General features: G+C 44.1%; 17 protein-coding genes. 6 read left to right on the top strand and 11 right to left on the bottom strand.

Annotated features, from left to right (window positions below; all coding sequences use genetic code 11):
- Positions 1-102 precede the first annotated feature (102 nt).
- The 5 genes from FN782_RS07305 to FN782_RS07285 all read left to right on the top strand — a co-directional run bounded on the left by FN782_RS07305 (position 103) and on the right by FN782_RS07285 (position 5136).
- Positions 103-1218: an isocitrate/isopropylmalate family dehydrogenase gene (locus FN782_RS07305; protein WP_142505130.1), complete on the top strand. Its 1116-nt coding sequence runs from the start codon at positions 103-105 to the stop codon at positions 1216-1218.
- Between the two features lie 120 nt (positions 1219-1338).
- Positions 1339-1467 carry a helix-turn-helix domain-containing protein gene (locus FN782_RS17465; RefSeq protein ID WP_142505129.1) on the top strand — a complete coding sequence of 43 codons (129 nt, stop codon included), beginning with the start codon at positions 1339-1341 and terminating at the stop codon, positions 1465-1467.
- Positions 1468-1480: 13 nt separating this feature from the next.
- Positions 1481-2185 (top strand): hypothetical protein, encoded by a 705-nt coding sequence (locus FN782_RS07295; RefSeq protein ID WP_142505128.1) that lies wholly within the window; start codon positions 1481-1483, stop codon positions 2183-2185.
- Between the two features lie 21 nt (positions 2186-2206).
- Positions 2207-4453, top strand: coding sequence for a DUF2339 domain-containing protein (locus FN782_RS07290; protein ID WP_142505127.1), 2247 nt, complete (start codon positions 2207-2209; stop codon positions 4451-4453).
- Between the two features lie 230 nt (positions 4454-4683).
- The gene (locus FN782_RS07285) at positions 4684-5136 is read left to right on the top strand and encodes a Rok-like winged helix domain-containing protein (protein ID WP_142505126.1); all 453 of its coding nucleotides are present in this window, start codon (positions 4684-4686) and stop codon (positions 5134-5136) included.
- A 184-nt stretch (positions 5137-5320) separates the two neighbouring features.
- Here FN782_RS07285 and FN782_RS07280 read toward each other — a convergent pair whose 3' ends face one another.
- From FN782_RS07280 to FN782_RS07260, 5 genes are all read right to left on the bottom strand, one after another.
- Positions 5321-5605, bottom strand: coding sequence for a hypothetical protein (locus FN782_RS07280; protein ID WP_142505125.1), 285 nt, complete (start codon positions 5603-5605; stop codon positions 5321-5323).
- Positions 5606-5838: 233 nt separating this feature from the next.
- Complete coding sequence (locus FN782_RS07275) at positions 5839-7272, bottom strand: FMN-binding glutamate synthase family protein (RefSeq protein WP_142505124.1); 1434 nt, start codon at positions 7270-7272, stop codon at positions 5839-5841.
- A gap of 24 nt (positions 7273-7296) precedes the next feature.
- Entirely contained in the window at positions 7297-7593 is a 297-nt protein-coding gene (locus FN782_RS07270; RefSeq protein ID WP_142505123.1) for a spore coat protein, read from the bottom strand.
- Between the two features lie 24 nt (positions 7594-7617).
- A complete protein-coding gene (locus FN782_RS07265; RefSeq protein WP_142505122.1) occupies positions 7618-7845 on the bottom strand; it encodes a hypothetical protein in 228 nt (75 codons plus the stop codon).
- Positions 7846-8019: 174 nt separating this feature from the next.
- On the bottom strand, positions 8020-8307 hold the full coding sequence (locus tag FN782_RS07260) for a hypothetical protein (protein ID WP_142505121.1): 288 nt from the start codon (positions 8305-8307) through the stop codon (positions 8020-8022).
- An 825-nt stretch (positions 8308-9132) separates the two neighbouring features.
- Here FN782_RS07260 and FN782_RS17055 point away from each other — a divergent pair.
- A complete protein-coding gene (locus FN782_RS17055) occupies positions 9133-9246 on the top strand; it encodes a sporulation protein YjcZ (RefSeq protein ID WP_221930164.1) in 114 nt (37 codons plus the stop codon).
- Between the two features lie 89 nt (positions 9247-9335).
- Here the strand turns inward: FN782_RS17055 and ytxJ are convergent, their stop codons facing one another.
- The 6 genes from ytxJ to FN782_RS07230 all read right to left on the bottom strand — a co-directional run bounded on the left by ytxJ (position 9336) and on the right by FN782_RS07230 (position 13440).
- Entirely contained in the window at positions 9336-9683 is a 348-nt protein-coding gene (gene ytxJ / locus FN782_RS07255) for a bacillithiol system redox-active protein YtxJ (RefSeq protein ID WP_142505120.1), read from the bottom strand.
- 90 nt (positions 9684-9773) lie between these two features.
- On the bottom strand, positions 9774-10166 hold the full coding sequence (locus tag FN782_RS07250; RefSeq protein ID WP_142505119.1) for a Myb-like DNA-binding domain-containing protein: 393 nt from the start codon (positions 10164-10166) through the stop codon (positions 9774-9776).
- Between the two features lie 42 nt (positions 10167-10208).
- Entirely contained in the window at positions 10209-10790 is a 582-nt protein-coding gene (locus FN782_RS17270; protein WP_142505118.1) for an RsfA family transcriptional regulator, read from the bottom strand.
- A gap of 234 nt (positions 10791-11024) precedes the next feature.
- Positions 11025-11270, bottom strand: a complete 246-nt coding sequence (locus tag FN782_RS07240) for a helix-turn-helix domain-containing protein (RefSeq protein ID WP_142505117.1) — start codon at positions 11268-11270, stop codon at positions 11025-11027.
- A gap of 529 nt (positions 11271-11799) precedes the next feature.
- Positions 11800-12207: a DUF309 domain-containing protein gene (locus tag FN782_RS07235; RefSeq protein WP_142505116.1), complete on the bottom strand. Its 408-nt coding sequence runs from the start codon at positions 12205-12207 to the stop codon at positions 11800-11802.
- 528 nt (positions 12208-12735) lie between these two features.
- Positions 12736-13440 (bottom strand): tetratricopeptide repeat protein, encoded by a 705-nt coding sequence (locus FN782_RS07230; protein ID WP_142505115.1) that lies wholly within the window; start codon positions 13438-13440, stop codon positions 12736-12738.
- Positions 13441-13683 lie beyond the last annotated feature (243 nt).

Below are 13683 nucleotides of genomic sequence, written 5' to 3'. Positions count from 1 at the left end.
CTTCCCCATTATATCTTGGAAAAGTCTCTCTTTGAAGCAAGATGTTTTTCTTTCTTTTTCGAATCTTCAATGGTGTGGTATAGGGGTTCCCTTCCAGTTATAATGGGGAAGGATATTATACAAGAGGTGATCTCGTTGGAAGAGAAAAAAACAATTGTCGTGTTGGAAGGGGATCAAACCGGCCAGGAACTTTTGGAGGAATCTCTTAGAGTCCTGGACCCGGAAGTAATCGGTTTCGAGGTGAAACTGAAACATTTTGATCTCAGCCTGGAAAACCGTCGTAAAACCAAAAATGAAGTGGTCTACGAAGCAGCCCGTGCGATGAAAGAAGCTGGCTATGGATTAAAAGCAGCCACCATCACACCGGAGGAAAAAGGAGATGTAGGCAGTCCCAATGCGATCCTCCGAAAAGAAATCGATGGAAAAGTAATCGTCCGGACCGGACGGCGCATTCCCGGTGTACGTCCTGTAGCGGGTGCTTTTGCTCCGATTTCTGTCATTCGAATGGCTGTTGGAGACGCCTATGGAGCCAAAGAATGGCGGGAAGGTGAAGGAATCAATGAAGTCTCCTACCGAACGGAAGCAATCGACCGCAAAACCTGCCGTGCTGTTGCTGAATACGCATTTCGGCATGCCAAACGCACTCGCGCAAAAGTATTTGGTGGACCCAAATATACAGTCAGCCCCATCTATGAAGGCATGCTAAAGGAAGAAATGGATGCTGTCAGCAAGCGATATCCGGAAGTTACTTACGAACCTCAGCTGATCGATGCCACGTATGCTTTGTTGCTGAATAATACAGGAGATTCTCTTGTAATTCCTGCCCTGAACCGCGACGGAGATTGTCTAAGTGATATGGTTCTGCAACTCTTTGGGTCCATCGCGGGAGCAGAATCCATCCTGATGAGCTTTGACGAAGACTTCAATCCCCATGTCGTGATGGCGGAAGCTCCGCACGGAACAGCCCCCACTCTGTTTGGCAAAAACCTGGCCAATCCAATGGCTATGATTTTAGCCTCTGCCTCACTCTTATCCCATTTGAATACCGAACAAGCACCTGTCGCTTCACGAGCCATCTATGAGGCTATCATTGAAACTGTAAAAGAAGGAATTCGAACCGCTGATTTGGGAGGTAGCGCCACAACTTCCGAATTTACCAATGAAGTGATCCAGAAAGTCCAAACAAAACTGGAAGTCTGGAACAACCTGCAGATGTGAACGATACACTTGCCCCCATCTGGACAGATGGGGATTTTTTTATTTAGACCCCTATTATTCATTTATGGGATGAAAGCGAGCATCCCCTCTCGCAAGTTCGACCATCTCCGTATATAATTCATGGTATGGAGAGGGGAACATATGTACAAAGTGTTTCAGTTTCGTTTGTATCCCACAAAGGAACAAACGACTCTCATCAGTAAATCGATTGGTTACGAGAAGCCAGCTCTACTTCGCTTAATACAATAAAGGAGGTTAAAAGATGGCGAACCAAAAAAATACCCCACTGGAACGAATCGTCACCCGTGCTCCAGAAGGTTTGCTTTTGGCTGGAATTACAGGCTTGGGATACTTCTCCGCTTACTTGAGTGACGTGGGATACAAGTCATACTTTCAAATCCCTTCCATGTATGCTGAAATCCATCTGACTTCTGTCGTCTTGGCTGTATGTGTTCTGATTTTTACTCTTTCCATCGCTTATCTTTGTATCTCCATTCCGGAGTTCAGACAATACGGTCCCCTTCTGTTTTCTGTTTTAATTCCTTTGGCACTCGCCATGATTATCGGAATGAAAGTAAGGTATTCTCTGAGTCGGGAACACTTTGGATGGCTGGTTTTTCTCTTTTTGATCCACTCGGTATTGTTGTATTTATTCTTTTACTTGGTTCAAAAACAGAAGCAGCAAACCAACTGGATTGCTGTCACTGTACTTGCCGGTTTACTCATTTCAGTATCTTATTCCAGCGGGACCCTGATCGCCAAAAACCAGGAGTATTTTCTCGTATCCCAGGGGCCATCCCCTTTACTCATTATTGATACATACCAGGATTCCATGGTGGTCGCTCCTTATAACCCAAAAACTAAAACCATTACTCCTAAATACCGATTTGTTCATTTGGAATCCGATTTAAATGAGAAGCTTTCCTTTTCCTTAAAACGAACAGGACCTTTAAATATAAAAAAATGATCGTTGGAAGGAGGAAATAAGATGGCGGGACTGATCGCTTTTCTGCTGGTCTGCCTTTTTTTAGGTTTTATTGCCAGCGTTGTAATCGTTCTCACCGTTCTAGCCAAGTTCAACCACTTGGAAAAACGGGTCAGGTATCTAGAAAAAGTAGGTGTTCCACTGACGGAGAGTTCATCCCCTGGACAGCAGGAACGCTCTGAACTTCCGAATCCGTCTACTCCAACCGTCCCGCAAACAGCAATACCTCCAAAAAAGAAGGAAAACACTTTTCAGCCTTCCATTCCCAAACTAAAAGAAGGTTGGGAATGGTTCGTCGGTGGAAAATTGTTAAATCGAATTGGGGCATTGGCTTTGATCATCGGAGTCAGCTTTTTTCTCAAATATGCCTTTGATCATGAGTGGATCACCGAGTCCATGCGCGTCTTAATGGGAGGAGCCGTTGGAACCGCCCTTCTCATTTTAGGCGAAAAATTTCGCAAAAAGAAACTAACCGTGTTCGCCCAAGGAGTGGTTGGAGCCGGAATTTCCATCAACTATTTGGCTATATACGCCTCATTCAACTTTTATCATCTGATCCCACAACAGGTTGCCCTGTTGTTGATGGTTCTTGTCACTGCACTTTCTTTTCAACAGGCATTGCGTCATGACTCTTTGGCCGTCACTTTACTCGGCTGGATCGGTGGGTTTTTAACCCCTTTTCTTCTTCCCGCAGAGGAGGCAAGCGAAACAAAACTGTTTTCCTATATCACCTTGTTAACAATAGGTGTGCTTTGGGTGTCCTTAAAGAAGAAAGAGTGGGTATCGATTCCGCCTCTTACCTTGGCAGCCGTCTATTTCATCTGGTTTGCTGTACACACTGAATCGGATCAGCCACTCCTGCTTTTCGGATTCCTTACACTGTTTTGGGGAATGTTTGTGGCAGTGGAAGTCTTTCTGGACCATCAGCCATCAACTTCCAGAAGGGAAATCAGACGTGGGTCCGCAGCGGTGAATGGCTTGGCATATTTAGCAGGAGTCTATTCGTTATTTCATCCACAGCATGATGACTGGACAGGCTGGATCTACCTGGGGATCGGGGCGGTATACATACTCCTGTCCCGCAAAGCAAACCTGTCAACCGCTTTCCAACAGCAATATGACATCGCAGCCTTTACCCTGTTTGGATTGACCGTCCCGTTATGGTTCTCCCCGTTTCCAAGCATTATTTTCTGGTCAATGGGAGCACTGCTCCTTATCTGGCTGGGCATAAAACAGCAAAAGAACCATTTTTGGATGTTTGCGCTCCTCCTGTATGCTGTTTCCACACTTCAACTCTTGTTGCTGGATGAAACGTGGTGGTTTACACCCTTAAAAGCATTTCAACCAGTGTGGAACATAAGAACTCTGGCTTTTCTCGTGCTGGCCGGAACGCTGGCAGCAGGTTCCATTCTGATTCGACGGTTGGAAAAAAAACAGATGCAACCCATCCAATCAAGTCTTCAAACAGGGTGGATTCTTCTTTTATTTCCTTGGTTGACCGTTGAAACGACCGATGGATTTCGGATTCTTCTTACAGAAGCCGACGGGAAATCCTCTCCCACGATTCTATACATCTATTTCATGGTATTGGTTGGGGTCTGGTTGCTCTATGCGCTGCCTTTGGTCTGGAGGGGATTGAAAAAACAGATCCATTCCCTGTTATACATCGGTTTGACGGCGTTCAGTCTGTCCCTTTTCACAGGTATCGTTTCAGGGGCTAAATTTGTCCCACTAAGTGCGTTTATTCCCGTGTTGAATCTGCGCTTTCTCATGCTGGCTTTGATCACTATCAGTCTGTTTGCGATCAAACTCGGCATTCAAACAACAACACCCCAATCCCATTGGCTCAAAAAAGGGAGGATTGTCTTCTCGGTGCTGGCGGTACTGGTTTTGTTTGAGCTCCTGACAGTGGAAACCAGTGATTTTTATCGAAAAATACTGGCACAGGTACCATCTGATGACAAAGAAACACTTCATTTCCTCTCTAATTTGAAGCAAAGTTCATTATCCGGTATATGGCTGTTATATTCTGTCACTTTAATGGTTGTGGGAATCTGGCGCCGTATACAAAACTTGCGAGTCATGTCCATGGGTCTGTTCGGGATCACCATCTTTAAAATAATGATTGTTGACCTTTCATTTCTCGATACACTGTACCGAATTTTCTCGTTTATCGGATTAGGTACCATCCTATTATCCGTTTCATATTTGTATCAAAAATATAAAAAACGCTTTTTATCTGCTAACTAAGGCGCTCACATACGATCTAATACTTCTTTAAAAATGCCCCCTTTCCGAAGAACAGGGGGCATTTTAACCCTGATCACATAATTTTTCAGGAAACTTTTTTCATTTAAATAACTTTAAAGGTATAATGTTTACTCAAATCGGTAATATACTGGAGTAGAGTGAAAGTCATATACATCAAAGTGACTTTTTTCTACTTTATATACAAATTTGAGGGAAAGGAAGATCAAATGATGAACAAAATTACATTGGATCACGAAGTGGAACGATTGATTGCAGAAAAAGTAAGAACAATCATTCGAGAGGAAAATGCTGCGCTTCTGTCGGCACTGGCAGGATCAATCAACCAGGGGTTGTCATCCTACCTGCAAACTCATACACCCCTTGTGGAAACAAAAATGGCAGAAACCGAAAGAAACAAGACAGAGCAGAATGAAAAGGAACCACCCTCCTTTGCCGATTTTGCAAAAACAAAAGGAGTACAGAGAAAAACCATTGAAACAGCAAAAATGGTGGCACAATGCTTACATGAACAAGGCCCGCTCCGACTGTCTCAACTGGTAGAGGAAGTGAAGAAAAAAGGCGGGGATTTAGGAGCCAATCCATCCATCAAAATGAAAACCATTATGGAGATCTATCCAGCCATTCAAAAAACAGGACATGGGATTTATACGTACCAGCCATAAATAAAGCGGAAAGTCCCTTGATTCAAGAAGGGAGTGGCATTAGGCCAGTAAAACAACCGTTTCCCACTTTGCTTCTTACTCCACCTTTTCTAGGAAAATGCGCGCTCCCTTTCATCCAATCAACAACACAGACTGCTATCTTTACTGTGAAACAAAAACGCCGGGATGATCCCCGGCTTGGTTTTTACGAAACGATTACCGCTTCATTCATGCCGTTTTCAATACCGATAACCACTTCCTCCAACGTCATTTCTCCTTCCAGATACACCTGAATCAACTCATAGACCAAATCCGTTTTTTCTTCCGGATATCCGATCGCTTCCAGCAATTCATTCAGCGGATCAAAGTCCCGCGATAATATTTGTACACTTCCGGAGTTCAAGACTTCCTCCAGTTTAACAGTCGTTTGGTATACTTCTTGAATCATGCGAAGGATAATGGCCATCATATGCTTTGCTTGAGCATCCATTCGCTTCCCTTCCTTTCCATACTTCTGTCATCACAGTTTACTGAAAATATAGACTTATAATCTCCAAAGATATAAACCCAATGATAAGTACTATTTTAAACTAGTTTCAAAAAATGAGAAGGGCTTTTGACAAATTCATTGAATTTTGTCGAATCATCATTCATATCTTCTTGGACCGATCGTATACAAAAATAAGAATCGAAAAACACCCAGAAGATAGATTTCTGGATGTTTTAATGGTAAATCCGTGGGGAGATTTCTTCCCCCTGACCTGTGAAAAAATCCTCTGATGTGGAAAATAACCAAGGGTCCTGCTCCTCTGTCCAGGCGAGGTTCTGTTCTTCACGGGGATGCCCTGCATAATCCACCCCCAACAGTCGAGCTAGCTCCCGATCTAAAGAGACCAAATCATTCCTGTCAATCTGTTGAAGATCTGTTTTTCCCAGAGCGTATGCAATCATCTTCATTTCTTCCACGCAGGACTTTAAAAATTTGGCCAGATGTTCTGCTCCCTGTTCAACATTGAAGTCTTCCTTAAATTTTCCTTGATATAAGAGTACCTGAACCGGTGGCTCCCATGGAGACGCTATGTTAAATTGCGTATGAAGCATGCTCACTAAAGCAATGGAACCGATATATACGGCATCTGCTCCCAAAGCCATGGCTTTCAGAAAATGACCTGGCGTGGTCAAGCCACCAGCTGCGATCACAGAGACCCCCTTCTTGACCCCCTGCTTTTCCAAATGACGAATGGTTCGGCCAAGCGCTTGCAAAGTGGGTAATCCCAAATCATCCTGGAGAATGGTGGGGCCACCATGCGTCCCAGCCTCCGCCCCGTCTACCACAATATAATCAATCCCGCCTTCCAACGCAATATCCAGTTCTTTTTCAATATAGTGACCTGCACAAACTTTCAACCCTACCGGTACTCCGTAGGTTTCCCGAAGGTGGCGCACCAATGGCGGAAATTCTTCCGGTCGATTGACTCCCTCCAGTCGGGTATGGATGGGCGCATCTTCTCCTTTGGGAATATGAAATCGCTTGCGAAAGGATTCATCCATCTGCCAGGAGGAGCTTCCCATTGGGGCAGCCCCTTGTGCCCCTTGACCCAGTTGTATTTCAATAGCATCCAACTGGCTGAGTGAATCGTGGTCATTCATCCATCCGCCCCGGTTATACTGTCCAATAAAATATCGGGCTTCCCGTCGCTCCTCTAAAACAAGGGGTGCCTCCCCGGAGTTTGTGGCGGTTCCTGCCATAGCCGCCCCCCTAGCTAGTCCCATTTTCGCTTTTAAACCGAGAGCCCCTCCATAAGACATTCCGGAAATCAATATGGGTATTTCCAAATGCAAAGGTTTTTTTGCCTGAGGACCAATCGTCGTCTTCGTGCGGATATTGACCCCGTCCTGGGTCGGCAATCGGTGTAAGTGTACGGGATTAAACAGCAACTGGTGCCAAGAAGAACGAACAACCGGACTTCCCAAGGGGCGATGAATCGGTTTGCCGGATTCTGCCCGCATTGTCGCCTCCATGATCCCTCTGGGATTCAGCTTTTGGGCAATGGTAACAAAAGAAAACAGATTTTCTGTGTATGGGTCCTGCATCAATCGATTCACTATGGAATCCACTACCGTGTTGGTCAACCGTTTGACCAACCAAGATAACATGAGCCCCGCCCCTTTCCATCTTTTTTAATGTTGTTTCTGTTTCCCTTCACCCAACGTCGGCTGTTTCAACGCCTGTTGCTCCCAATGAAGGATCAGACTTTCAATTTCCTGCTGTCCCGCAACCGATGTCTGAAGCCATCCTTTCTGTTGCATCGTATTAGACAACCGATGATGCAGTTCTTTGGTTTCCATCTGCATTGGATGCAAACCTTCTCGGAGGTCTTGGTTGGAACAACCCATTTCTGTTTGTAAAAAACATTGAGCCAACTGTCTCTCTGTCATTAACATATCCCGTGCCATTTCTCTTTCCAACAGTTCCATGATAAAATAACTCCCCTCCAATCTTTAATGTTTGATCTTTGAATCGTTTTTCTTTCGGCCACTGTGATGTCGAAGTTGTTCCATCAGCCCTTGAAGGTGACTCCGATGGATTTCTGCCGCTTCCTGAAACCACCGCTTCATCCCCTCACTTTCACATTGCCTTTCATACCATCCACATTTACGGATCGCCAATGCTTCTGTATGAATTAATTCATTTAAATTGATGAACTCATTCTGTGTCAGCTGCTCCATTTCGACTCCTCCTTCGTCCATATAGTATGTGCATTTCGTTTTCAATTATCAGTCTCCACATTCTTATTCACTTTATGTAATAAAACATGATATAGGCGCGAAGCACATACATGCTGACCTTAAAAAATAAAATGGACTTCACCTCTCAGAGGAGTGAAGTCCTTCTTTGTAAAATTATTTCTTTCGTTTTCCAGGGGCTTTTTTCTTCCCATACAGTATATCCATGCCCATTTTGGGATTTTGCTGTATTGTATCCGCGAATTGTTCCACTTCCTTTTTTTCCACATCGGCTTGGGTCACTTTCATCAGGTAATCCAAGACTGCTGGCATTCCGCCTCGTTCATGAGCCCTTTTGGCCCCCTTCATGATCTGGTTTAACTGCTGTTCCGTCAAAACATTGTGACCCATTACATTGTTGATTAATTGGGTGATTTCTTTCGTAGAAGGGCCTTTGCCCGCCATATCAATCCCTCCGTTAGATCTTGGTCTCTTCACTATATGTCAGAAGAGAAGGGATGACACAGGCTTTCGTCCAATTTCTCTTTTTTTTGGGCAGACCCACTGTGTAAAACGCCTATCTTTGAAACAAACCCCATTTCCACTGAATACTTTGTACCAAAGGGTTTCTAATTGTTCCCCTCTAAGAAAGGAGGAAGTTATTTTGTACGGGTATTACCGCCCTTACCGTTCTTATAGCAATGATGGGATGGGAATGCTGCAACGATTGCTACTCTTTCTTCTGATCATCCCAACAATATTTTGGTTTGTCGGTGCACTCTAGATTCCTCCCCAAATAAATTCAACCTTTCATGATATCCGCCTTTACACATCCCCCAAAGGGCACATAGGTTGTAGCAAAAGTTATAAGGAGGGAACAGATTTATGTCAGGTAAACGCTACGGCGTCGGATTGGGTCGGTTACTTTTATTTTTGTTGGTGATTGCTACGATTTTTGCTCTGATCGGCGGATTATGCTAATCGCTCCTATCAACAGAATTCGCTTTTATAAAACATATAGACAAGGGGGAATGAATCATGTCCGGATATCGATTTTACGGTTTTGGACTGCGTCGTCTACTTCTCTTCCTTTTGGTGATCGCCACCATCTTTGGGCTAATCGGGGTTTGGGGGTACTATTGATCTGAAAATTTGCTTTATGGGTATGGATACAGTTTTCGATTGTGTCACTTGCTACTATTCCTGCTCGTCATCGCCACCATTTTCATTCCTGTCGGCATCTGCTGGAGTCATTAACTCATTTATACCTCTTGAAAGGAGGTGAAATCAATGGGTTACGGTTATGGTGGTTATGGATACGGTTTTGGACTGCGCCGTCTGTTACTGTTCCTACTTGTCATCGCTACCATTTTCGCCCTTGTCGGTATCTGGGGTTACTATTAATCCCAAATGGAGTCCCCCGGAAATTTCCGGGGGTATTTTTAGAAGAGGCCCGTACAAAAAAGCAACCCTGAATGGGTTGCATCAATCGTTCAGACTGCTTTTACTGCTTCAGAAAGACTCGATTTTGTAATATGCCAATGAGAATCGTTCCACACTGCTCTTCCATCTTTGATTAAAATCGCTTGAGGCGATTTGTGCTGAATATCCAAATCCTCGGCGATCTTGTTGGAAACATCCCGTGATTCAATCACCTTCACCATCATATACGAAGCACTTTTCGGGGCATTCTCTTGGACAAACTCCTGATATTCCTTCCAAGCATCCGCACTAACAGGACACCGCGTGCTGTGTTTGATAATCAGTACCGGTTCATCTTTCGACCGTAGAAGAGCTTGATCCCATTCCTCCAATGTTGTAATCTCTTTCCATTGTGCCATCTTATTCCACTCCTTCTTCGCCTTTACCAAAATGATACCCTATTTTCAATCGCCATTCATTATTAAATGTGAAGAATCCTATGGTTCATATCACAACCGATGAATCCGGCCTTTGGGTTGTTTTTGCTCTAACAGGCGAATAAGAAGCTGATATTCTTCCAGTAGCATTTTTTCAAAAAAGCGCATTTCCTCCCGCATTCTCCGATTTTCCTGTATTAATTGTCTTATTTCCTGAGAATTGGCTTCCAGCTTTTCCTCCATATATTTCCATCTACTTTTCTGAGAGGAATCATTTTTTTTACCACTGTAATGATGGGTTGAACGGCGAAGAATGTTCCATCTCTCATTGCAAGCTTTTGCACTACGGTTTAACTGCTCCGCGATATACTCAAAAGTCTCAGAACGGCTCATCCCCATTTTCCGGAATCGATCCACCCATTTCACCAACAATTCATCTTCTTCCATTCTCCATGGACGGGACAACACATGCACCTCTTTCTTTTTGCGCCGTCCTATATGTCCATCTTATGATTCCGCTTCCGGGTTCGATTCCGCTTGTGACCCGTCAGATTCATATTCAGAACCCAATGTTGATGATGCTTTTTCAACGTGGGGTTCCATTCTCTCCAGGTTGTGTGCAGTCTGAAACAACCGGAGTAGACTGGTATAGCGGTCCTTCACTTCATTCTGGAAATTGTCAAATGCATTCCATTCCTCTGTTAAACGGTTATGCTCTGCCTCTGCTTCTTTCAGTTGGTTCTCCTTTTCAAGCAACTTCTGTTCCAACTCCAACAGCCGTTCTTTTGTGGCCCGGTATTCCCTGTCAAACCGTTTTAATTGTTGAATAATATCTTTCAACGAGTATAACGAATCCTTTTTCTTTCTGATTTTCTTGGAGACCCGTTCTCGTTTGGCTTGACGAAATGCCTCTGCTTCCTTGTGCCGAAGAACTGCATTCCAGCGAAATCCACAGGCTCCTGGAGTCCTCTCAATTTTTTCAGCCACTTCTTCAAAGGCGTTTAGTTGATTACCTCCCTCCCGGACGGATCGAAGAACGGTTTCAGCCAGCAAGCGATCTTCTTCGGGCGTCCAGCAACGTCCTCTCATATATAACCCTCCTACGTTTCATTCTATCGGTATATCTTATGTATCGGGCTTACGTCCCGTTCCATGGAAGCGGAGACGATGTAACCAAATCCTTTGAGTTTTCGGAATTTGCAACGTTTAAAGCTAACCACAGCAAAAATGGAAGAATTTTATATCATTGCGAGCGAGAAAACCCGTCATCCAAAGGGGTAAGGTTGGCCAGCATGTCCCCCGCCCATTGTCGGGTCGTCTTCTTCATTTATTATGATCGTATGGGCGGAATTGCTCCCGCAGCTTCTCAAGCCGTGTTTTCAATTCCTCCACCTCTTCACGAAGGTACAGTTTCACGGAACCTTCCTTGATCGGTTTAAGATCACCCTTCTTAACTAGGCGGGTGATATTTTGCCTAGTGACACCCAAAATCTCCATAACCTCAGCTGTCGTAAGAACTTGGTCCTGTATATAGCGGACCAGGTCTTTTTTTGTTTCAAAGTGGTACATTGTAAAACCTCACTTTCTGTCTTTGACAAAGTAGTACTGCGGCAATCAATACTATCCGCAACGGTTTGCAAGAGATTACCAAACGGCCAGTCACAAACGGCCTGATACATTATGAAAGACATTCAGAATGCCGCTTTCATTCGATCCATGGAAATTTGAAGTAAAACTTTGGTATAGGTATTATCAGGATGGTATTCCCCTCCGCGACTCACTGATTTTTACGCTTCCGACGGCGTTTGCGGTGAGTCTTTTTCTTTTTTGGCTCCATTTTTTCGATGATGGTTAGTACCCCGACAACACCCTTGATTCAAAATTCCACTTCTCTCGCCTCCTTTCTTCATTTGATCATACCCATTCCTTTGAATAGGTAAATATGTTTTTAGAAATTATTTTGATTTTTCCATCAAAAAACAAAAAAACGGACAAGGATATTCCTGCCCGTTTTCTGATGTTCGTGTTCTAAGGAGTGTATTTTTCTTTCTGCAAAGACATGATGGATCTCTCTTATCGATGGGTCCAGCTCACACATTTATACATGAGATGTATCCGTCACACTCAAAACCGGAAGTTCGCAGATTCCCAAACCCAAAGCCTGCACCTCATCCGGGTCCATTATTCCGACATTTTTCGGCAACACTTCAAGACAACGGTTCAACCAGTCCAATACCTCTGCCACATTTACTTCATCCTTCCATGGAGAAAAGGGAGTGAGATAGCGGATGGCACTTGTGCTCAGCTTGCGGGCACCCCTGATTTTCCCCCGTTTCAACTGGTGCATAATGGCTGCAACTTGAATCAATCCATGGTAAAAATCATTGTCACGTTGTGTTTGCCACAACTCCTCCAATACTTCGTGAGCTTCCCAATACTTTTCATGATGATAACATTGAAAAAATTGGACATAGAGCGGATGAAAGGACTTTCCATCCCAATTCAAACCGAATCTCTCCTTTCCCGTTACAGATTAACGCCACCCATTCAATCCGTCAATGGGTTGGCAATCTCTATTTAATTGCTATCCGGGTCACGGATGTGAATCGATTACTGGGCACTCTTCAATATTTATTCCATGGAATGCTATCTGTTGTTGAACCTCAGCTATGGGAGTGAAAGTATATTAAAAACGAATAGTTTCTTCTATGTTCTTTACTGTTAAGACAAAACGATCCAAGCGTTCGATCCTCATGTTTTCCTCCTTCATTGAATTCATTTTATTCAAAAGAAAAAGACCAGGGTCTATCCACCTGGCCACATGAAAGAGGGTCAAGATTAAGGAGTTAAGAAGCGTGGTAGCGTGACGTGCTCCCGCACAGCGAGGGCTTTTCGTTTTCAAAATCGTTCCACGATGGCTCCGTCCAAGCCTGGAAGCAAGGAGGTCAACCTCGCTGGTCCAAGTATAACATAGCATACGAAATATGTCGATACTTGTTTGAATATTTTTTGACTTCTTCTCCCAACAAAACAGTTAAAACCAAACTTTGCGAAAATAACGTTTTATCGCAGGGCGTTCCTTTTTCCCCTTTCGTTCCGCGCGTATAGCTCTCCGGAAAAAGGCTCTCTCAGCACGATTTCCGGCATGGGAAAAAAGCGTTTGTTGCAAGTCCTTTGTTTTTTCCATCGATTTTTCCAAACGGGCCAACACTTTGGCACACACTTCAAAGTAGCGAATTTCCTCTGTTCTAAACCGTGAAGCAATCTCCAAATGGAGCAAAGCTTGTCGGTGGCGTCCTGTCCGTACATAAACTTCAGCCAGCAGTGCATGGGCAAAAGCATCCTGCGGATTCTTTGTCAGACCTCTCAAAAGCTGTGTTTCTGCTGTAGCTGGAGAGTTTTCAGAAAAAAGAAGAAATCTCCCAAACTCCCGGTAAGCTGAACTGCAATCCGGAAAATTTAAAATGATCTTCTCAAACAGATTCTTGGAATCTTCCAAGTGACCGATATCTTCCAAAGAAATCGCACGAAGCAAAAGAGCCTCTATATGAAAAGGATTCGCCTTTAGCACCTCATCCAAGGCATCCAGTGCTTCAGAAAACCGTTTCTTTCTTACCTTCATACGGGCAATTTCATAATAACGCTGGACCTCCGATCTTTCCCCACCTTTTTCATCCAACAGCTGGTTGTTATCTGTATGTATCGTTTCCGTTTTTGCCACCGAGCCTCCAGCAGTCATCTGTTCTCCCCCTTCACCCGGTTTTAAGACACTGATCCTCCGTCCACACCTTCCCGGTGTCCTGTAGTAACGCTTTGATTTTATCGTATTCGACAATTTTTGTCACGTAATTTCGACAAGATCATGAAACATCTGCAAACAGACAATATATGGATCGACACGGTCTCCATCAAAGCTCCCACTTCAATGACGTTATGCAACCATAAAAACAAGCCCCTTCGCCAAATAGGTGAAAGGACTTGT

The sequence above is a fragment of the Melghirimyces algeriensis genome (assembly GCF_900182565.1).
GTDB classification, from domain to species: Bacteria; Bacillota; Bacilli; order Thermoactinomycetales; family DSM-45169; genus Melghirimyces; species Melghirimyces algeriensis.
The sequence above is the reverse complement of the archived record's forward strand: the minus strand, read 5'-3'. Positions and strand labels throughout refer to the sequence as shown.